Origin of the sequence: Nostoc sp. UHCC 0302 (genome assembly GCF_038096175.1) — a bacterium.
Classification (GTDB): Bacteria; Cyanobacteriota; Cyanobacteriia; order Cyanobacteriales; family Nostocaceae; genus UHCC-0302.
In genome coordinates, this window is the sequence record NZ_CP151099.1 from 1515053 (window position 1) to 1536205 (window position 21153).

Genomic DNA, 21153 nt, shown 5'->3' on the forward strand with positions numbered 1-21153 from the left:
ATTCTATAGCGTTTCCCATTTATCTTAAATACACCAAAATCTAGGGTGTACAACCTGTACACCCTATCTATATACTTACTCTTCAATTGATGGGGGATTAGGAACCTGTGAAACTAGCTCAGGATAACCAGCATCAATTAAGTATGTACTTACTGCCTGATAATCGCCATATCTAAGTTGCTTAAGCGCTAGCTCTAATTTATACTTCACATGCTCATCTTTAGCCTCGCTTGCTAAAGCAGAAATTTGATGCAACAGGCTATTAAAATGATGTGGCTCGGAATTTAATTGAGGGTTGCTTAAAAAGTTTGATGTCATAACAGGTTTTAGTAATTGAACTGACGTAGGTGGCGGGAATCCTCCCCATACGCCCATGTCCTCAAATACATTGTAAATTACTCGCTTATAGGCTGTAGATTCTCTAGGACTTGTTAGTCCCCATGAATCCAATCCCCAAGATGATTGTATGGAGCCAACAGTAAAAACCCTAGCACCACTAGGAGCAGTAAAGTAGACACCTTGCGCTGTCTGCACTGCTTCTGAAGGTAAAGCCCCTATAAACGACTCAGAGACATTAGAAGTTGGAGGAATAGGATCAGAGATATTTGACTCAAAAATTATAGAGTCTAAAAAACTGGGTGTGTCTGATTTAGTTTGAGGCTGAGCCTGAGAATCAGGATCGATATGATCCCATTCATAACCGACTAACTGAGTGATTTTAGAACCTACAGACAAGCCAGTTCCTCTAAAAACATTATCCTCTTTTTTTACTGTCAGGTCATAGCCTGCATAAATATTAGAAATATCGCCGATATACCCAACGCCCAATAATCCGCACTCACCTGTGACTTTGCATCCATCAAATGTTTGATTAAATAATTGTGGATTACGAAAGCGATAAGTAGGAGGAGAGTTAAAAATGTCTTCTATATAGTTACTTACAACGCCCCCTGCTAAAGGTTCATTCAGTTTATAAAGGTCAGCTACTCTATAATTATCTTGCCATTTGATATTCCAATAACAAGTATTGGCTGAAAGTGAAACAATATTTACACCAGATTCTATTGCTTCTTTAATAGCCTTATATTCTTTAAAACTCCAGTATTCATCATGGCCACTATTCATAAACGTGCGATATTTTTTAACAAAAGCTGACCCTTGTTTATCAATATCTTGACCAGTACAGTAAGAAACACGATAGGAATTTTTTTCTAGCCAGCGAACAGTATTAAATTCCCAACGTAAGGGATTACTATTTACTGCACTGGGGTTATAAGCATTAGCTTCCCAAGGGCGATCATGAGTAATTTGCAAAGCCCTTTCGCCACCTGAGTATGTTGATTTTCGATTGCCACCCCTGTAAGAAAAACTATTGTAAGCAAGATGAGTTGCAAAGCCAAATTTATAGATGATGTCTGAATCTAGGGCATCATCTCGGACGACAAAAAATGCTAAACATTGTGTAGTTGTTACTTTCTCGGTTAGTTTCACCATATAACAACCAGTAACCCAAGTGTCATCAGTTGCAATGGTGTAGGTTTTCTCCCAGTTATAACGAACAAGTAGTCTTGCTGGGTCGACTAACTCATCAGATATAGACTGTTTATTTACAGCAATATTATCGTCGCTTTTAACTAATCTTGCCCCTATCCCCCCGTAATATCCTAATCTATAAACTTCAATCTTAATATTACTAGGAGTAAGAACGTTTGCCTTGATATCTATTGTCTCGCCTTTATTAATAGATTCAGCAGACATAAAAGCAGCAATCTCTAGCCGAGTAGCATAGCTAGTTGGCAGCCAATTTTCAGTCCCAGGTTTGAGATTTTCTAAAAAGATGGGATGATTTGTAACATGCTCTCTCACTCGGAGCGTTGGAGGTTGAGCCTGAGTCTCAAAAACAATATCTTGATAGTAGTAACTATTTTCAAAACTTCTTTGAGGAAAAACGGGAGCCAAAGCTGGATCGTCATATCCTCCATCTAAATCATAATAAGCAAATACACCATTTGGAGATTCGCTTGTAGCTAGTGCTGTGATTGGGCCTTTGAGAAAAGGTGTGACAAAAAAACTACCTTGTCGGGGTAAGTTTTTCAGCACATCAGCAGAGACGATATAAACTTTGTTAGGTTGAATATCAATTGGTGTAGATAAGACTGCTTCATTCCAAGCATCGCCAATAATATTTGTGAATGTAACCTCAGCTAATTTCTGCTGTGTTTCAGCATCCCATAGTCTAGCTTTATGAGGTTGATTGATATTATCTTGGGAGGATATCCAACACCTAAGAGCTTTAATTTTACCAGGTTGAGAAGATTTAAATTTAAAACCAATATCATAAGGTTTATCATCGCCAGAAACTAATGATGTGCTACCACCATTAATTGCACCATCAAATCTGGGATCTTTATTCTCAAATAATGTAAAACTTTGAATATTTGTGTCATTACTGATTATATAATCAATAAAATTAGGCTCTGTTGCGGTAGGCATATTAAGTTACTCATGTATGATATTTGAATAGTTAACAGCTTCTTTACAAAGGTTAAGTGCTGTTGCTATAGTTTAGTATTGATAAAGTTTTAAAAAAAAGTACCCTTGAGGGTACTTTAGAGATTCGTGCTTGAGTGGAATATAGTATAAGATGATCAAGCTATTAAGGTAAAAGTACTTTTAATTTGCACACAATTAAAAACCACTATAATTTACGTTTTAGAAATATAGTGGTAACCGATTGTAGAAAAATGCTTTTTTGGTTTTGTGTAACCTAGAGACGTAATTTAGGGTATTTGTATTTGTTAACAGTCGAATCTATAGCTTAGGCGATCGCTAATTTATCTCCAGGTGCAACAATACCATTAGCTTCGAGGCTATTGGCTTTCTGATAAGCTATTAGAGCTTTTTTAGTACCTTGCCCAAACATCCCATCTACTGCACCTGGATCGAATTCTGGGTGACTTGAGTCTTGAGCGACTTTTTTCAAAGCCTGCTGCAACTTCTTCACCTTCGGGCCGATACGGCCTTGTTGAAGTGCAACAGCAGGAACTGTTAAAGCTTGGAGACGATCAAGAGTACCATTGAATCGGTTACGGTCTACATCACCTTGGATACCAGGAAAACCTTTTTGATCCCCTTCGTACTGGTGGAAAGTATAAAGGTTCCAACCGCCGGGAATCTTAGGAGTATTTGTTTTATAATGTGCAATCCACAGGTCATAATCAGCAAAACGTGAAGTCTTAATCTTATCGTTCCAAAAGCTAGGCCCAGTGTAGATGATCGGTTTATAGCCTGTAGCAGTTTCTACGGCAGATAAGACCTTGGCAACCCGGTTAACCCTTTCTGTCTGACTTAAGTCATCCCAATGATCATTCTCCCCATGATTGTAGTAGTCTTGTTCAATGTCTACGACTGGTGGGAGGTCACCTGGTTCTATTTCCAGAGTTTGAGCAAACATTGTTACTTGAGGGTCAATATCTTCAGAAGGACGATAGAAGAGATATGCCCCACGGATAATATCAGCTTTCTTAATGGCAGCCCAGTAAGACGCAAACTGAGTATCCTTATTCCTGGTTCCATAGTTAACTCTGGCAAAAGCAAAGCGAATACCCTGACCTTTTACTTTTTCCCAATCGATATTCCCGCTGAATTCAGCAACGTCAATACCTTCAACTGTTGACATAAGTTGTCTGCCCTTGTATAAGAGAATACTTTACTCACTACAAAGACCTATCAAGTTTTTATGGAAATCTTATGTGTCTTAGGTAAAATATTTACAATTTGTAAGTTAATTAAGTACAAAGTCTAGGTTTAAAAGTAAAATATGAAACCTGTTTTATTTGTGGCTCCTGTTAGCGAAGCTGAAATTCCACCTGTTTCTCTAAAATTTTAATATCGTAATTACCAAAGAAATCGTGACCCAGTAATCCAATGCCTGCTTTTGGAGCGATCGCTACCTGAAGATTATTGGCTGTAACTCCACCGACTGCAATAGATTTTACCTTACCAGTAAAAAATTGTACTAGGCTCCCATCAGCAATTTGAGCTTGCATTCTACCTGTAGCCTGGAGTTTGAGTGTACTTGCCATCTCTTGAGTAATCACTGTGCCGGTTGCACCAGTATCCATAACCATCTCAAAGGTTTGTTTATCGTTGAAGGTAACATCAATTATCGGAGTTCCACCAAGACGGCGTTTAATAGGAACTCGAAAAACTCTACTATCGTTCTCTAAGGGTGCAGTTGTCCCACAAAGGTTTGCTAATCCTACGGTTTTACCAGAGGACGTGATCATAAAACATGCTCCTGGATCTTCCGCTGTTGCCTGATGGGAAAATGGTAAATATATCAACATCGGTATTGCTACTATCAAAGCTAGGTTAATGCTTGTTCTCCAACACCTCCAAGCTTTATTCATTTTATTTTTTTCTCCGAATTTTCCTATATTTATTGATAACTTAATACCAGAACTTTTTGTAAAAATTAGCACTTAGTAATTAACACAAATTACACTATAATGCAGTATTAATTAATCCCGAAGTTACTTGTAAGCATCTTTTATTTTGTATTTATGTGTTTTTATAAGATGAAATAGTATCTTATTCAATACATATTACCTATAATCACTAATTGATAAATAAAGTTTAAGTAAAGACATGATAAAACTACCTAAACCGCATGATTAGCGTGGCACAACTGTGTGCTGTTACAGTCTATTAATTATGTAGCAAAAAATTTTTCAAGAGTATTAAATAATGAAAGCTTAAATTTGATGTAGCTAGATATTTGCTGATTTAATCAAAGTTTGCAGCTACGTGTACAGCAACTGCGATCGCATTCTTTACAGCAATATCCTTCTTAGACAAAACGATATTTTCAGCAACACTACGTTGAGCAACTACACCGCAAACAGCAGCAGCAGCAAAATTATACACTCCTGCCATTTTGAATAACGTACCGCATTCCATCTCGTAGTTCAAGACATTTAAGCGCTGATATTCTTCTGTAATTCCATGTAGCGATCGCATTAAATTTGGATTTGCTGAATCTGTGCGTTCTTGTCCTTCGTAAAAAGTATCTACTGATGCCGTAATTCCTACGTAATGTTCAACCTCTAATTCTCTTGCTGCTTTCACTAATGCAACTGTGAGAAACGGATCAGCTGCGGCTGGATATTCTACAGGTGCAATGTCATTGGCTGCACCCTGGCGACACAATGCTGCATTACTAATAATAATGCTGCCGACACTGATATAAGGTTGAATTGAGCCACAAGTTCCAATCCGAATAATTTGCTTTATTCCTACTTGTATTAACTCATTGACTACAATACTCAACGAAGGCGCACCCATACCACTGCTAGCTGATAAAATAGGGCGACCATTTGATAAGTATCCTACATAGCTATTGAGCCCCCGATTCTCCGACAACAAATGCACATTGTGCAAATAAGTTTGAGCAATGAAAGCCGCACGTTCAGGATCACCAGATAATAAAGCGATGCGAGGAGGCGATGATCCCAAATCTTCTTGTCCAAAGCCAATGTGATAGAAGCGTTTACTAGTCATATAGTTTAGAGTACAGTAACGCAAAATTAAAGTGTTTCAATTATTTGCCATTTTGGTGAAAAATATATATCACTGACATTAATTTTTGCAAAATAATTATATTGATAAAATGATAATATAGGAAAACTATGAAAAAGGTAAATTGGCTAATTGAAAGAAATATTTTTGATGCTGATGAGCAATTTCTAGAAAAATTGCAAAGCCAAGGCTACAAGTGGAAAGAGACAAGCTACCTTAAATTTCATTCCAGTGATGCAAATCAATATTTTCCTGAACATGAGTGTGTTTTATTTCGAGGAACTCTAAATTTAGGTCGGAATATTTTACGAACTTCTTGGATTCCTGGGGCCTATATGGATGAAAAGAATCTTCGTTGTTCTACCTACTATACTTATTTTGGTCAATACTTACTCAATAATAAGTATTTTTTTATTTCTTTAGGTGAACTAATCCGCAGGCGAGAAGAAATTCTAGAATATTTTAGTTCTGATGGGGACTTATTTATCAGACCTGATAGTAATATGAAATCATTTCGTGCCGGAGTTTTTAACCTAAAGGTATTAAATACTATAGAGTTTTTAGGAAGCGAACTCAAAAGAGATGAAACAACTTTTGTATTAGTCAGTAGTAAGAAGCCAATCACCAAAGAGTGGAGATTCTTCGTTTATAAAAATCAAATTATTACTGGCTCCCTCTATCTAGTTGGAGAAGAAAGAATTGATGAAACGATTAAGGGCGGCTATTTAGAAAGCTACCTTAGTGACGTATTAAAGGTTGTGAAATGGTATCCAGAATCTCTTTACACAGTAGACATCTGCGAATCAGAAGAGGAACTTTATGTACTAGAACTTGGTTCTTTTAGCTGTAGTGGAGAGTATGGATGTGATTTGAGCTTGATTATAGAAGCCGGTGCAAAAGCAGCTTTAGAAGATTACGAAGCTGTAAACGACTAACTTTAATTGTAAGGATGTGTTTGCCGTAGGCTGCGGAAAAAGCGTTGCACTGCACAACAACGCACCCTACTATAGTTGGGTGACCTAACTTACAATGCAAATGCGATCGCTCTAATACCAATTCTCTATATTAAGATGCACCTAATTATTTTGGGACATAACAAATTATCTTTAGAAAACCTCCGCCTACCTTTGCGTTAAAAAGCTGCCTTGACTGCTGACATTGCCAGCGGTGAAATAGAGGTGATTTTTTCTCAACCAATTCTTCAACCAACTTCACCAATCTATTTCACAACTTTCACACTCACAAAAAGGTAAAATAGTAAAGGGCAAGAGCTAAAACCCTTACCCTGCTTACTTTAAAACGGAGAGACAGGGATTCGAACCCTGGTTAAGTTGCCCTAAACAGCATTTCCAGTGCTGCGCCTTCAACCACTCGGCCATCTCTCCAGATGTCACGAATTACAATCTTACTCTAAAATTCCAAAAAATGCAAAGATAAAAGCAGGAATTTTAGATTAAATTTGAAAGTTCCAATTCTAAATCCCAAACAAGATGTCTCGTACATACACAATTAGAGTTCGCGATCGCGCCACCAATACTGAATACACCCTGGAAGTGCCAGAAGACCGCTACATTTTGCACAGTGGCGAAAAACAAGGAGTAGAACTGCCGTTTTCTTGTCGGAATGGGGCTTGTACCACTTGTGCTGTTAGAGTCTTATCGGGAGAAATTTACCAACCGGAGGCGGTTGGATTGTCGCCAGAGTTGCGTCGGCAAGGTTATGCGTTGCTGTGTGTGAGTTATCCCCGTTCTGACTTAGAAGTGGAGACACAAGACGAAGATGAAGTTTATGAACTCCAGTTTGGGCGTTATTTTGCTAGAGGGAGAGTTAAAGCGGGTTTACCGTTAGATGAAGAGTAACCAGTTAAAAATTAAAAGTCTTGGCGCTTGGGCGCGAAAAATCGCTATTTTAGCTTGCTTGTTGCTTCTAGTGAGTTGCCAGGGCAAAAATCAGCAAGCGAACAATCAGGCTGACGTGAAAGTAGCGCGGGTAGTCAGTGGCCAAAGCTTAGAAGTATTAGGCATGGCTGAACAACCAAATTTGATTTCCCAGGTGCGGTTAGTTGGTGTTGATGCACCAGATTTGCGACAACGGCCTTGGGGAGAACAAGCAAAAGAACAGTTAGAGAATCTAATTGGCGGCACAGAACAATCGGTAACGCTGGAGTTTGATTTAGAAGCGAAAGACAAAATCGGGCGAACTTTGGCTTATGTGTGGAAAAATAAGGTGTTGTTAAATGAAGAATTGGTCAAACAAGGGAATGCACTATTTGTAACGCGATCGCCCAACCATAAATATGACCAACGTTTAGAACGCGCTCAACAATGGGCTAGACTCATGGGGCAAGGAATTTGGAACCCAGACAAACCCATGCGCCTTACTCCTAATGAATTTCGCCGCCAAAATCTTTAAGAGCAGGGAGCAGGGGAGCAGGGGAGCAGGGTGGACAAGGGAGACAAGAGAGACAAAATATAATTCCTGCCTCCTTCCATATGACAAATGACAAGTGACCAATGACCAATGACTAATGACTAATGACAAATCTACAAATTTTCCTAGACATTGCCACGGAAGCGGCACTAACGGCTGGTGCTTTATTGCAAGATTACTTGGGTAAGTTAGAGGATGCAATTATTGAAAAAGGACGCCCTGGAGATTTAGTCACCGCCGCTGATAAAGCCTCAGAAAAGTTGATTTTAGAAGTCTTGCACCGCCACTTTCCCCAACACTCCATACTCGCTGAAGAATCAGGCAAACTAGGAAATCAGGAGAATCAATACCTTTGGGCAATCGACCCTTTAGATGGCACAACTAACTACGCCCATCAATACCCATTTTTCGCTGTTTCCATTGGGCTGTTAATTGATAATATTCCGCAAGTTGGTGTAATTTACGACCCATTACATAATGAGTTATTCCGTGCTGCTGCTGGTTTAGGAGCAACACGTAACCGTCGTCCCATCAAAGTTTCACAAACTTCAGAACTGAGTAAAAGCCTTTTAGTAACGGGATTTGCCTATGATCGTCGCGAAACATCTGACAACAACTATGCAGAATTTTGTCATCTCACCCATCTGACTCAAGGAGTCAGGCGTAGCGGTTCAGCATCCTTAGATTTAGCGCATGTAGCCTGTGGGCGACTTGATGGCTACTGGGAACGAGGGCTTTCTCCTTGGGATATTGTCGCTGGGATAATTTTATTACAAGAAGCTGGGGGTAAAGTTACTGCCTATGATCGCACTCCTTTAAAAATTGAATCAGGTAGAATTCTGGCTACCAATGGTTATATTCATGACAAGCTTAGCCATGAACTTCTACAAACTCCGCCGCTGTCAGCCTGGCAATGAGGAGTGGGGAAGAGGGGCAGGGGGCAGGGAGCAGGGGGGACAAGGGAGACAAGAGAGACAAAATATAATTCCTGTCTCCTTCCATATGACAAATGACCAATGACAAATGACAAATGACAATTTGCTACTGACTACTACTGATCAAGCGAAGTAAACTAGAAAAAATCTAACTGCCCCTTTGGTGCAACACCGCTCTATGTCTTCCAAAATAGATCGTGGACTTTTTAAATATGATTTCATTGATCATCACGCAGTTTTGTGCGTTCCAGTTAATGCTGATGTCAAAGATATCCGCAAACGCTATCTAAAAATCGCCCGTAGCTTGCACCCAGATATTAGTACTGCAAACCCTACAGACAAACAGCTAGCCAACGAGTTGTTATCTAAGTTAGTGAACCCAGCTTACGAAAAACTTTCTAAAGAAGGCACTCGTGCGGAATATATTCTCATGTTGTCACAAGTGGGCAAGCGCTTAGTACAAGAACCTACTACCGTAGAACTGCATACAGACTTGGCTAGACAGTTAGCTGGTGCTAATAATATCGACCATTCTTATAGAAGTGCGATCGCTAAAATCGCAGAAACTCAATATGATTCTTTACAAGAAGTACTACAAGTTATCGCCCAAGTTAGTGAGTTGAACTTAGTATATTTAATGCGGAGTGCAGGCAAAGTATCTGCACCACCGCCCCCAACTCAACCAAAAACTAACTCAGCTACACCTAAGCCAAATACAGCACCAGCACCAGCCCCAGCCCCAGCTAAAGAAGACTCAATCGTCGAACAGTACATCCGTCGCGCTCAATCTTTGATTGACAAAAACCAATTTGCCCAAGCCAAAGTAGAGTTGCAGGATGGATTGAAGCTAGAGCCGAAGAATAGTCGCTGCCATAGCTTGATTGCATTGGTGTATTTAAAGCAAAATCAGTTAAAAATGGCAAAAATTCACTTTGATAATGCTCTCAAATTAGACCCTAACGACCAAACAGCGTTGCAATGGAAACCTAAAATAGATAAAGCTTTAGGGGTACAATCTAATGTTACTAAAGTGAGTACACCTCCTCATGAAGGAGGTAAGCAACCAGATAAGTCTGGGGGCAATGGTTTGTTTGGTGGTTTGTTTGGTGGGAAGAAAAAATAATGGTGTATCAACCAGCAGCAGGAGCCAGGGATTTATTGCCCTTGGATGTGGCAAAAAAACGCTGGATTGAAGATAGGTTACAGCAGGTATTTCACCGTTGGGGATATCACAGGATTATCACCTCAACTCTAGAGCGTATGGATACCCTGATGGCAGGGGAAGCAATCCAGCGCCAGATGGTGATTCAATTGCAAAATACCGAAGATGATGAATTAGGGCTGCGTCCAGAATTAACGGCGTCTATTGCCCGCACCGTTGTTACTCGGATGGCAGGTGTAACTTATCCACAGCGGTTATACTACAACGCCAATGTTTTCCGTCGCACCTGGAAAAGTAAACACAATAGCCAGCAGGAATTTTATCAAGCTGGAGTTGAATTATTAGGTACGGGTGGGTTGCTGGCTAATGCAGAAGTACTGCTGTTGGTAGCAGATTGTTTAGCAGCACTAGGTTTACGGAGATGGCATTTAATTTTAGGTGAAGCGGGGATCACCCGATCGCTCCTAAATGCTTTTCCCGCTCATTTACAGGATAAAGTTCGCAGTGCGATCGCTCATCTAGATCGCATTACCATAGATAATTTGCCACTGAGCGAGGAACTGCGTCAACGTGCCAGAATCATGCTAGATTTGCGCGGCACGAGTACCGAAGTATTGCAAAAAGTCAGCAGCTTAGATTTAGACGAAGCGCAGCAAGAAGCGGTAAATAACCTCAAATCCTTAGTTGAACTACTAGAATCAGAGCGCAATTTTCCGTTAATCCTTGACCTCAGCCTGATTCAAACCATAGACTACTACACTGGGATAGTCTTTGAAGTTGTGACTGATATGGAGTCGCAAGCCAGAGTTTTAGGGCAGGGTGGTCGCTACGACAAGCTTTTGGGACTATATCATCCTCAAGGAGAAAATATCCCCGGCATTGGTTTTGTACTCAACATAGAAGATTTATACCAAGTACTTTTGTCTACTCAGCAATTACCACAAACTACCCCAGCTAGTAACTGGCTGGTAGTACCAGAAACATCGAGTGCTGAGGCTGCTGCCTTTGCCTATGCTCAAAAACTGAGAACTTCTACCCATCTAGTGCGGGTAGAAATGGATTTGGGCGGAAGAGATGCAGAAGCTATCCGCCAATATGCACGCGATCGCAGCATTGCCCAAATTGCCTGGATCAAACCCGATGGTTCACCCACAATCGAATCATTGAGTTAAGTGAATGTTTATAGGGCATAGGGCATAGGGAATAGGGAATAGGGTATTAGTCATTAGTCATTTGTCATTTGTCATTTGTCATATGGAAGGAGGCAGAAATTATATTTTGTCTCCCTTGTCCCCCTTGTCCTCCTTGTCCCCCTTGTCTCCCCAGTCCCCACTCCCCACTCCCCAGTCCTCACTCCCCTGCTAGGCTAGAAATAGCCGATTTATTTTATATACAGAGGGAATCAAGGATATGCCGCACACGATTGTTACAGAAGTCTGTGAAGGCGTTGCTGACTGCGTAGATGCTTGTCCAGTGGCTTGTATTCATGATGGGCCAGGCAAAAACGCTAAGGGGACTGATTGGTACTGGATTGACTTTTCCACCTGCATCGACTGTGGCATATGTCTCCAAGTTTGCCCGGTAGAAGGGGCGATCATCGCAGAAGAACGACCAGAGTTGCAAAAAACTCCGCAATAGTTCATAGTCAGTGGTCAGTTATCAGTTGTTTATTGCCACTGACCACCGACAAATCACAAATGACTAATGACCAATGACTAATGATTATTTACTAGAAGTTCAAAATGTCCACGCTGGCTATATCAAAGACGTAGATATTCTACAAGGTGTCAATTTTCGGGTTGCACCAGGGGAATTAGTGACAGTAATTGGCCCCAACGGTGCAGGTAAATCCACTTTAGCAAAAACTATTTTTGGGCTTTTGACCCCCCACATAGGCACAATTACCTTCAAAAATGAAAATATCGTAGGGCTAAAGTCAAATCAAATTGTTCAAAAGGGAATGTGCTACGTCCCACAAATAGCTAATGTCTTCCCCTCTCTGAGTGTCGAAGAAAATTTAGAAATGGGAGCTTTTGTTCGTAATATTCCCCTAAAACCGCTTAAAGATAAAATATTTACAATGTTTCCTAGACTGAGCGATCGCCGTCGTCAACGCGCTGGGACTCTCTCCGGGGGGGAGCGCCAAATGCTAGCAATGGGCAAAGCATTGATGTTGGAACCTAGTTTGTTACTGTTAGATGAACCTTCTGCTGCTTTATCTCCCATCTTGGTAACCCAAGTATTTGAGCAGGTGAGACAAATCAACCAAGCAGGTACAGCGATCGTATTAGTGGAACAAAATGCCCGTAAAGCTTTAGAAATGGCTGATCGCGGTTATGTACTGGAGTCTGGACGTGATGCTATGTCCGGCGCTGGTGAAGAATTGTTGAATGATCCTAAAGTCGGTGAACTATACCTTGGAGCAGGTAAAAGGCATTGAGAAAGTGTTAACTAGGGCGTGTTTTCAAACTTTTGCTCTCCTACAAAATAGGCGATCGCATCTTTATCCAAAGGCAACTAACATACTTTTGCTTGAGACCACAGCAAGAGATTTAATGGTGAGCAGTAGCAACTTCCATTATTAATTTCGTGCTTGTGGTCAGCTATCCAATCATATATCTGTGCAGCTTTTGCTAATGCCGCCGACGCTGAACGATAAAGCCGAGGGCTAGGACGGAACGCTTCCCCATTGATGTGTATGGCTGTAATTTGCCAATAGTCACTCCCTTCACCTTCCGGGAGAACTTCTAAAAAACCGCTACTATGAGGCTCAATTATTCCAATGTTCATCCTAAAATCTTTGCTTGATGTATGAGTAAAGAAGTTCGCGATCGCTCTGCGGATCGGTAATTAAGCACTGACTACTGCTACCACCTACATCCCTTGTAACTACCACAGCAATCCGCTCTTTGGGGCAAACTCCCAAACAACTGGTGCTGACAACCCGAAATTCACCCCATAATCCTTCAAATTTTAGCCGAGATTTCAACCAATTCTGTAATTCTTCTGAAGCCGTTGAGCCTCTGTCAGTTCGATAGGAACTACCTTTTTGCTCGTATGCACACTGTGAACATACAAGTATTAAACCAGACTCCCAACGGGGTGAAACAGTTGGAATAGGAGTGCTTGACGGGCGATAACTCAAAGGCGAAGGTTGTGGAGAATTAGATGAGAACCGCTGAATGATGCGCTGGATCAGTGCGTTGATCCGTCGGAGCAGTTTTTTCATGGATGACCCTATCTATTTCTCTGACAGGATAATGTAAATTTCGCCTTGAGTCTGTTCTCGCAGATCATACAATATTATTCTTGGCTAGCAAAAGCCAAATCACTTTTAATAATTTTGGCTCCTGTCAAATTAGCCCCATTCAATTTAGAAAAGTGAAAATTTGCGCCTCTAAGGTCGGCAAATGCTAAATTTGCTCCTGTTAAGTTTGCACTCATGAGGTTTACTTCACTTAAGTTTGCTCTAGTTAGGTTAGCCCCGCTCAGATTGACTTTTTGCAAGTCTGCTTGAGTTAAATTTGTTCTAATTAAGTTAGCTCCACTCAAATCAGATCCCATTAAATTGGCTTCGCTTAAATCAGCTTGAGTTAAATCAGCTTGAGTTAAATCAGCTTGACTTAGATCAGCCATACTCAATTTTGCATAGCTTAAATTAATTTGACTCAATTTGACTGAGGTCAGTACTGCACATTTTAAATTAGCATTAATAAAATTCCTTTCTCCAAGTGCATAACGGCGCAAAAGTTCATTAGTTGTTAACCTAGCTAAAACAGCTCTTGATGCGCCTTGATAGCACCACTCAGCTGATAGTAGTTTAGTCGCAGTGCTTACAGCTATCTCGTCACATTTGGTTATCACTACAGCATTACAGCCATCCCATTCCCCGTTAAGCATCAGAGCAACTTCATTAGCAGCAGCAATTGAGTCGAATAGTAAAACAGATTCTTTTTTACGGTTTAAAAAGCTATTAAAACTAGTAAAAATTATATTTTTCATTCAAGTTTACAAATTGATTTTATGAGAATCGTGAGAGGATGTTTTAAAAATATTATTGTTAACACAAAATCTCCTAAACCTAACCCCCTAGTTTCCTATTCAGTACAAGGTAATGGGAGTTTCAAAGCCTCTCCCCGAAACGGAGAGAGGTTTGGAGAGGGGTTTTTAGTATACTTTGAGACTTTCTAAACATCCTCTGAGACATTTATATAAATAGATTAGTCTAATAGTACTATTGTACGCATCTAGCTGGATAGATAATTCGGTTGAAAACAAATCGACAGTTCGCAACAAGCAGCCGAAATGACCGAAAATAATTGAGTGCTATTTAAACCTTGAGGAGTAAATTTATAATGTTTCGTCTGCTAAAAGCGTTTGTGCAACCACTCCTGTGGAATATCACTTTTGTATTATTCCTAACCCTAGCTGGTAGTTTAATACTTCCTAACGCTAGTTGGGCTGGCTATTCTACCTTGGGAGTTGATAGTGGTCATCTTAGTTCTTGTCCGGCTTCAGACAACTGTGTTGTCAGTCAAAATGCTGATCCCAAACACGCCATTGATCCGATCACTTATCATCTAGATCGGAATCAAGTACGAGAAACTCTACTAAAAGTTCTAACGGTTGTTCCCCGTACAGAAGTTGTAGAACAAACAGATAATTACATTCATGCTCTTTCTAAAAGCCGCATCTTCAAATTCGTTGATGACGTAGAGTTTTATTTTCCTCCTAATGAGTCAGTAATTCATTTGCGATCGGCCTCTCGCGTAGGAGATTCGGATTTTGGTGTTAACCGTAGACGCGTTGAGCAAATTCGTCTGGCTCTGCGCGATTTAAACATTTGACACATCGAAGTTCCTTTAACCGTGAAATCTATAATCAAAGCAACATTGTTGAACGCGTTTGTTTTGTAGTTGCAGGTTGAAAACGCAGCCCATAATCGCCGTTGAGGTTGGAGGCTGTGGGAGAGGCTCAATCCCAATCCCTCAAGATTAAATGACTCTTAAATCGTGTCTAAGGGTACTCTTGCATCCCCCATAAGTCTGATATGTTCCTGACAACCACAAAGCTGTTGTCAGGTGCAGGTCGATTGATGAGTCGAATTAATGGATTTATAGGACGTCGTAATTTTTTACAAATGGCAGGTGTGCTAGGTATTACAGCTGCTGCTGTTAGCGATCGCCTTTGGAATACAGAGCAAGTTGCAGTTGCTGACGTTCATCCAGCCAACCCCAATCCAGTCAGTCCTAATGAAGCTCTTAGACGTTTGCTGGATGGTAACCAAAGATTTATACATCAAAAACGTAAATATCCTGATCAATCACTAGAACGTCTGCGACTAGTGGCTAAAGCTCAATATCCTTTTGCTTCCATCTTGGGTTGTGCAGATTCCAGAGTACCAGCGGAAATTGTTTTTGATCAGGGGCTTGGAGATTTGTTTGTCGTGCGAGTGGCTGGTAATCTTGTTAGCGACACGGTTATAGGTAGTCTAGAATATTCTACAGCAGTATTAGGTTCTCAATTGATTGTAGTTTTAGGTCACAAAAGATGCGGCGCAGTAGCAGAAGCAATCAAAAACGAACCACCTCCTGGCAGAATTAGTTTGATAGTTGAGGGTATCAAACCATCTATAGAAAGGGTAAAGTTAACGACGGGCGACATAACCCAGGATGTAGTTATAGCTAACATTCAATATCAGGCTGAAAAATTGCAGGAAAGCTCAATAATTTTGGCCAAATCTCTCAGTGCAGGCAAACTAAAAATTATTGGTGCTTGTTACGATATTGACACTGGTAAAGTTAATATTATTAGTTAAAGTTTCAACTAAGTAGCTCAACCTAAAAAAACGTAAGAAGCAAATGTAGGGTATGTTACGGCGGAACGCCTAACGCACCGTAATAGACGAGTTCAAAATGGTGTGTTGCACTGCACTACTTAATTAACTTTCGTTCTTAGTTATATCTATAAAATAAATAGGTAACAGGTAAACTTCTAAAGCACTCCCTATTACCTATTACTAATTCCTAAATCATAATCTAGCTAACGTAACTTCAAGTTCAAAAATCTAAACTTGGCCAATCTGGTTCACGATAATAGCGCGTCATGTCGTCAAATTTTCGCAGTTCGACGCGGTGAATCAAAAATTCTGGGGAATCCATCAACCATTGCTGATTCAACTGAGAAAGCAAGGTGCTGAATTTGCCGCGGTCTAGATCAGGGGAAATCTGCCCAAAATAGGCTAAAGTAATATGGGCTGTAAAGTGATAATTTTGTTCAATGCCCAAAGCAATTAACTTGGGATTTTGATAAATTGTACGGCGAAATTTAATAATCTGGTCATAAGAGCGTTCATCCTTGGGTACTAAACAAACAGCTATAGCTCTTGGCATTACAATCAATCCCAGCATTTGCCAAGAAATCGGATTAGTTCCGCGTGTTATGGATTGTTGATATTGCTGAAATATTTCATTACAGCAAGAGTGTAATTGTTGTTCAAATTCAGGATTTTTTTCATAGGCGTGACGGTAAGCACTGTCCCAAATCAAATCTGCCAAAGTAAAATGAAAGCTCGCAGGGGGTACAGGGATAATCAAATCACTGTTAACAGGCAACTGTAAAAGTTCCTGCTGGTAAGCTTTTAATTTGGCATAGAAAGTGGAGTTTTCTGATTCTTCATCCGCAGACGGGGTAATTAGCGTATAGCCAGGAAAAGGCACTGCTTGTCTCGCCCCAGAATGCAACTGAAACTTAGAAGATTCCTGGATATGCTGGACTTGGGATTTGTAAGCTTCTGGCAGCAGCATTCTTGCTACCCGATTTAAGTAGGTTTGATAATTGTCGTCCAATCTTCTTAGCCTCGCGCTCTCACTGCATAGATTTTAGGGAAAATTATCTCGATTAACTGAGTGATTTAAAAAGTATTTAGCTTTTTTGTGGAATGGAAGGTTTTTTGGGAGAGGGGAGAAGGCAAAATTTTTAAGTAATTCGCCAGTAACAAATACTCATTCACGAGGCTCAAAGACTTATTCGCTAATATTAAAGGCTCTTTCACAAGTATAGTTGACAGTTGACAGTTGGTTCATTCAAGGTTCAAAACCTCCCCTTAGAAGGGGAAAAAGATAAAAATTTTCCTTTGAGCAATCCTCTCCCTTCAAGCCAGAGGTGCTTGTTATATCATGTTCGTATAAATATTTATCATTGCGTACTCCTACGGTGAACCCGCAGTGTACGAAGTGTTCGCGCAGCGTCTCGTAGAAAAGCAATCGCAGAGACTTTGTGATTGCTACGCTCCACTTCGTTTCGCTCGCAATGACATTTTATAAGTAATTAAACGAACTTGATATTAATTGTCAATTGTACATTGTTAAAAAACATTAAATTTACATAAAATCAGAGTTGTAGTCCCTACTACAAACGAAATCATCATGTAAAAATAAATGACAATTACCTAAATAGAATTGACTTCTTATACCAATTCAATTAATGATTGCAATACATTCTTGGGTGAAGACGCGATTCATCGCGTCTCTACAAATGGACTATTTGTTGCATTGTTTTTTCTAATTGGTATTACTGCGAAAAATCGACATGGGTGCAATCCCCTACCCGTGGCAAACTGTTGGAGTCATGGGACATTTGTTCTTTATCTTTTCTAAAGACAAATGACCTTCGGGTATCTCCTTCTTTTAGCAAAGACGCTGCGCGGTAGGCGCAGCGTTTTTACAGGAGATTCTGGATTTTGCAATCTTAGGCTTCCTTTGATTGCCTTTACGCCAGTCCAACCAATTTTTCGCTCAGTTCCCACAAGCGCTTAGCTTTGTCATCATCGCTTGCTTCCGGCGAGACTTGTTGAACAAACGACTTGCGATCTTTCTTCTGCCGATTTCCCCAGCTCCAATAGGTTCCAGATTTGTTGTATTCAGGAGCAGCAACAACAGTTGCTACCCGCTCACCAGCCAATTCCTCAGAAACGAATCCTCCCGTGATGTACTTTTGGAAAAGCGGGAAGAGTTTCTGAAACAGGGGATAGTGGTTTCGGAATAAAGGCGTTGTTGCAACGCATCCCGGATAGAGAGAACTGAAGACAATCCCAGTTGAGTTGTGATAGCGTCGATGCAGTTCCCGCATGGTTAGCACGTTACAGACTTTGCTATCTTTGTAAGCTTTGACTGGCTCAAACTTTTTGCCGTCAATCATCGCTATTGGCTCTTTAAATCCGGCTTCAAAGCCTTTAAGCTCTCCCAAGTCGGGACGCGGCGGAATTTTTCCACCAAGCTCTTTGGGATTGTGCGTGACGGTTCCTAATATAACCAACCTCGGTTCCGAAGTTGATGCCTTTTTCAGATCCTCAAGCATGAGGTTACACAAAAGAAAATGACCGAGGTGATTTGTAGCTACGCTCAACTCAAATCCCTCTGGGCTTCGCAACGGCTCCTTTAATAAAGGCATATAAATGGCGGCATTGCACACCAAAGCGTCCAGAGACCTTCCGCTGGCTCTGAAGTTATTCACAAACTGCCGAACGCTCTCTAAGCTGGCCAAGTCGATATGCATGATTGTGTAGCTGTCCTGGGGTATTCCCACAGATTGAGCAGCTTTTTCGGTCTTCGGCAGATCCCGACAGGCCATTACCACGTGCCATTTCCCGGTTTGGGCAAGAGCTTTCGCCGCGTACAAACCGACCCCCGAAGATGTCCCCGTGATCACGACTGTTGACTTCCGATGTTGTTCCATTCTGTTCAGACTACGTTAATCACCTTTGACTGTCACCATGATCTCACACCATGTTCACCAGTAGGTGGTATTTTTGATGTGGGCAGGGGGCAGGAGGCAGCACTTCTCTACGAGAGGCTGCGCCCTAAGCGCAGCTATGCCGCAGGCTTTACGACTGCGCTCAGTGACCGAGGAGCAGGGGGCGGGAAGAAATTATTGTCTATAGCTGTCAAGTATTTTTGACTAAGTTGAAAATCGCTTTTAATAAATCTTCTGGTGCTACAGGTTTAGCAATGTGCTGTTGAAATCCGGCGGCAATTGCTTGCTGCTGATTGATTTCGCCTGCGTAAGCAGTCATGGCGATCGCTGGTATTTGTGGTCTTCTTTCTTCTACCTCTAAAGCCCGCACTTTCCGAATCAGTGTATACCCATCCATCTCTGGCATTCCAATATCGCTCAGTAGAATATCTGGTTTGGAATTTGACAATATTTGTAATGCTTCAGTTGCTGATGATACTAGGGTAACCATCGCACCAAACTCTTCCAGTACAAAGTTAAAAAAGTCGCGGGTATCTGCATTATCATCTACAAGCAAAATTTGTATCCCTGCCAGCGGTAAGGTAGCAGGAGCTATTGAGGTGTCAGCAGTTGCTTTCTCCTTGATGGTTAACCTTTCTTTGATTAACGGTAGACTAACTGTGAAGGTAGCTCCCTGCTCCTCGCCTGGACTTTCTGCCCAAACTGTTCCACCATGCAGTTCTACTAAGTGATGGACGATCGCTAAGCCTAATCCTAAGCCACCAAACTTTCTGGTTGTGGCACTGTCTGCTTGACGGAAATATTCAAATACATAAGGAAGAAATTCCGGGTTAATGCCTTTGCCGGTATCGCTGACACTAATCCGAGCTTCTTTGTCGATGCACTCTAAGCAAATATTTACTTGGCCGCCAGTTGGTGTGAACTTGACAGCATTCGATAGCAAATTCCACATGACTTGCTGTAAACGACCTGAATCACCCAAAACGTACCCAGCAGATGAATCCAGCTTTGTCTGAATTTGAATGTTTTTAGCCTCTGCTGCCAGATGCACAGTCTCCATTGCTGCCTCAATTATGGTTGTTAGGTTGACTGGAACCATGTCGAGGCTAAGTTTACCTTGAAGTATGCGTGACACATCGAGTAAGTCTTCAATTAGCTGCGCTTGTAATTTGGCATTGCGCTCAATAGTTTCCAGCGCTTTTTTGAGTGCTGCTGCATCAAATTTCCCGTTCTGTAGTAATTTTGCCCAACCCAAAATAGGATTTAAGGGCGATCGCAATTCGTGGGAAAGGACTGCGAGAAATTCATCTTTAATTCGGTTGGCTGTTTCGGCTTCAGTACGGGCTAACTGCTCAAGTTGCAAGAGGCGATCGCGTTCTTCTTCGGTGCGCTTGCGATCTGTGATATCAGTAAGCATAGCGATCGCCCCTGCAAACTCACTGTGTTCATTAAAAATCGCTCTAGCTGAAATCAGTGTCCATATATACGAACCATCTTTGCAACGCCATCGACCTTCTTTGAAACCATTACCTTCTCGCTTGAGCCATTCTAGTTTCTGTTGGTTGCTTATATCATCAGTTTCATCCATAAAATCAAATATGGAACAACCGATCATTTCTTCTGCCGTATAACCCAACATTTCAAAGATCCGCTGATTCACAAACTCTGTTTGTGCTTGGGAGTCAACCATCCAGATCCCCTCATAAGAGGTATCTACAATTCTGCGATACTTGGCTTCACTATTTTGTAAAGACTCCTCTGCTCGCTTGCGCTCATGACGCTCTTTCGCTTCCCGCAATGCTCGTTGCACCGAGGGAACCAATCGTCCTATTCGTTGCTTCAACACATAATCGGTTGCACCCTTCTTCAGGGCTTCAATTGCCAATTCTTCACCCAGTACAGCAGAGACAAAAATGAAAGGGATATCTGGGCAGTAATTTCGGGCAATTTCCAGGGCAGACATTCCATCAAAAGATGGTAAAACAAAATCAGCAAGAATTAAGTCGAAAGCCTTTGTTTCCAAAGCACCCAGGAAATCAACGTCGGTTTCGACTCGCAATAGTTCGCAATCAATTCCTCCCTCAGATAGTATCGCTTGGACAAGCTCAGCATCCAAGGGGCTGTCTTCCAAAAGCAGGAAACGAAGGACACACATCAGTACTTATACATCCATTGAGCAGTTCCAGCGTGTTCAGCCATAAAACCTTTCTGACAGTTGCTTATTTAATTGAAATTTAATTTTTATGGTTTGGGACGCTATGATGCACGTTCATTAATATTATACCGAGTTGG

General features: G+C 41.1%; 21 protein-coding genes and 1 tRNA gene. 11 read left to right on the forward strand and 11 right to left on the reverse strand.

Translation table 11 applies throughout. The features are described from left to right. Nucleotides 1–75 precede the first annotated feature (75 nt). The 4 genes from WKK05_RS06210 to WKK05_RS06225 form a co-directional block, all read right to left on the reverse strand. Nucleotides 76–2493 carry a DUF4082 domain-containing protein gene (locus WKK05_RS06210; RefSeq protein ID WP_341528897.1) on the reverse strand — a complete coding sequence of 806 codons (2418 nt, stop codon included), beginning with the start codon at nucleotides 2491–2493 and terminating at the stop codon, nucleotides 76–78. Between the two features lie 325 nt (nucleotides 2494–2818). Beyond that, nucleotides 2819–3679, reverse strand: coding sequence for a GH25 family lysozyme (locus WKK05_RS06215; RefSeq protein ID WP_341528898.1), 861 nt, complete (start codon nucleotides 3677–3679; stop codon nucleotides 2819–2821). Between the two features lie 169 nt (nucleotides 3680–3848). Then, nucleotides 3849–4412 (reverse strand): retropepsin-like aspartic protease, encoded by a 564-nt coding sequence (locus tag WKK05_RS06220; RefSeq protein ID WP_341528899.1) that lies wholly within the window; start codon nucleotides 4410–4412, stop codon nucleotides 3849–3851. A gap of 376 nt (nucleotides 4413–4788) precedes the next feature. Then, the gene (locus WKK05_RS06225) at nucleotides 4789–5562 is read right to left on the reverse strand and encodes a nucleoside phosphorylase (protein ID WP_341528900.1); all 774 of its coding nucleotides are present in this window, start codon (nucleotides 5560–5562) and stop codon (nucleotides 4789–4791) included. 128 nt (nucleotides 5563–5690) lie between these two features. Between WKK05_RS06225 and WKK05_RS06230 the strand changes: the two genes are divergently transcribed. Next, nucleotides 5691–6515, forward strand: a complete 825-nt coding sequence (locus WKK05_RS06230) for an ATP-grasp domain-containing protein (RefSeq protein WP_341528901.1) — start codon at nucleotides 5691–5693, stop codon at nucleotides 6513–6515. 365 nt (nucleotides 6516–6880) lie between these two features. Here WKK05_RS06230 and WKK05_RS06235 read toward each other — a convergent pair. Continuing rightward, nucleotides 6881–6965, reverse strand: a tRNA-Ser gene (locus WKK05_RS06235). Nucleotides 6966–7070: 105 nt separating this feature from the next. On the opposite strand from WKK05_RS06235, the gene WKK05_RS06240 reads away from it, so the two are divergent. The 7 genes from WKK05_RS06240 (at nucleotide 7071) to WKK05_RS06270 (ending at nucleotide 12547) form a co-directional block, all read left to right on the forward strand. After that, entirely contained in the window at nucleotides 7071–7439 is a 369-nt protein-coding gene (locus WKK05_RS06240; protein ID WP_341528902.1) for a 2Fe-2S iron-sulfur cluster-binding protein, read from the forward strand. Then, complete coding sequence (locus tag WKK05_RS06245; protein ID WP_341528903.1) at nucleotides 7429–7992, forward strand: thermonuclease family protein; 564 nt, start codon at nucleotides 7429–7431, stop codon at nucleotides 7990–7992. Before WKK05_RS06240 ends, WKK05_RS06245 begins: the two co-directional genes overlap by 11 nt. Nucleotides 7993–8114: 122 nt before the next feature. Beyond that, nucleotides 8115–8927: an inositol monophosphatase family protein gene (locus tag WKK05_RS06250; RefSeq protein WP_341528904.1), complete on the forward strand. Its 813-nt coding sequence runs from the start codon at nucleotides 8115–8117 to the stop codon at nucleotides 8925–8927. Nucleotides 8928–9123: 196 nt separating this feature from the next. Further along, nucleotides 9124–10068, forward strand: coding sequence for a J domain-containing protein (locus WKK05_RS06255; RefSeq protein ID WP_341528905.1), 945 nt, complete (start codon nucleotides 9124–9126; stop codon nucleotides 10066–10068). Beyond that, a complete protein-coding gene (locus tag WKK05_RS06260; RefSeq protein WP_341528906.1) occupies nucleotides 10068–11279 on the forward strand; it encodes an ATP phosphoribosyltransferase regulatory subunit in 1212 nt (403 codons plus the stop codon). Before WKK05_RS06255 ends, WKK05_RS06260 begins: the two co-directional genes overlap by 1 nt. Nucleotides 11280–11517: 238 nt before the next feature. After that, nucleotides 11518–11745 carry a ferredoxin family protein gene (locus WKK05_RS06265; protein ID WP_341528907.1) on the forward strand — a complete coding sequence of 76 codons (228 nt, stop codon included), beginning with the start codon at nucleotides 11518–11520 and terminating at the stop codon, nucleotides 11743–11745. A 73-nt stretch (nucleotides 11746–11818) separates the two neighbouring features. Then, a complete protein-coding gene (locus WKK05_RS06270; protein WP_341528908.1) occupies nucleotides 11819–12547 on the forward strand; it encodes an ABC transporter ATP-binding protein in 729 nt (242 codons plus the stop codon). Nucleotides 12548–12624: 77 nt separating this feature from the next. Here the strand turns inward: WKK05_RS06270 and WKK05_RS06275 are convergent, their stop codons facing one another. The 3 genes from WKK05_RS06275 to WKK05_RS06285 all read right to left on the reverse strand — a co-directional run bounded on the left by WKK05_RS06275 (nucleotide 12625) and on the right by WKK05_RS06285 (nucleotide 14109). Further along, a complete protein-coding gene (locus WKK05_RS06275; RefSeq protein WP_341528909.1) occupies nucleotides 12625–12897 on the reverse strand; it encodes a hypothetical protein in 273 nt (90 codons plus the stop codon). Between the two features lies 1 nt (nucleotide 12898). Next, nucleotides 12899–13336 (reverse strand): (2Fe-2S) ferredoxin domain-containing protein, encoded by a 438-nt coding sequence (locus WKK05_RS06280; protein WP_341528910.1) that lies wholly within the window; start codon nucleotides 13334–13336, stop codon nucleotides 12899–12901. 74 nt (nucleotides 13337–13410) lie between these two features. Beyond that, nucleotides 13411–14109: a pentapeptide repeat-containing protein gene (locus WKK05_RS06285; protein WP_341528911.1), complete on the reverse strand. Its 699-nt coding sequence runs from the start codon at nucleotides 14107–14109 to the stop codon at nucleotides 13411–13413. Between the two features lie 353 nt (nucleotides 14110–14462). Between WKK05_RS06285 and WKK05_RS06290 the strand changes: the two genes are divergently transcribed. Both WKK05_RS06290 and WKK05_RS06295 read left to right on the forward strand, forming a co-directional pair. Next, complete coding sequence (locus WKK05_RS06290; protein WP_341528912.1) at nucleotides 14463–14954, forward strand: DUF1499 domain-containing protein; 492 nt, start codon at nucleotides 14463–14465, stop codon at nucleotides 14952–14954. 248 nt (nucleotides 14955–15202) lie between these two features. Next, the gene (locus tag WKK05_RS06295) at nucleotides 15203–15925 is read left to right on the forward strand and encodes a carbonic anhydrase (protein WP_341531035.1); all 723 of its coding nucleotides are present in this window, start codon (nucleotides 15203–15205) and stop codon (nucleotides 15923–15925) included. A 241-nt stretch (nucleotides 15926–16166) separates the two neighbouring features. Here WKK05_RS06295 and WKK05_RS06300 read toward each other — a convergent pair whose 3' ends face one another. After that, complete coding sequence (locus WKK05_RS06300; protein ID WP_341528913.1) at nucleotides 16167–16955, reverse strand: DUF1868 domain-containing protein; 789 nt, start codon at nucleotides 16953–16955, stop codon at nucleotides 16167–16169. A 922-nt stretch (nucleotides 16956–17877) separates the two neighbouring features. Continuing rightward, nucleotides 17878–18843, reverse strand: coding sequence for a protochlorophyllide reductase (locus WKK05_RS06305; RefSeq protein ID WP_341528914.1), 966 nt, complete (start codon nucleotides 18841–18843; stop codon nucleotides 17878–17880). Here WKK05_RS06305 and WKK05_RS06310 point away from each other — a divergent pair. After that, complete coding sequence (locus WKK05_RS06310) at nucleotides 18832–19065, forward strand: hypothetical protein (RefSeq protein WP_341528915.1); 234 nt, start codon at nucleotides 18832–18834, stop codon at nucleotides 19063–19065. The two genes, WKK05_RS06305 and WKK05_RS06310, sit on opposite strands and share 12 nt — an antisense overlap. Here the strand turns inward: WKK05_RS06310 and WKK05_RS06315 are convergent. After that, on the reverse strand, nucleotides 19052–21016 hold the full coding sequence (locus WKK05_RS06315; RefSeq protein ID WP_341528916.1) for a response regulator: 1965 nt from the start codon (nucleotides 21014–21016) through the stop codon (nucleotides 19052–19054). The genes WKK05_RS06310 and WKK05_RS06315 overlap by 14 nt on opposite strands. Between the last annotated feature and the right edge of the window lie 137 nt (nucleotides 21017–21153).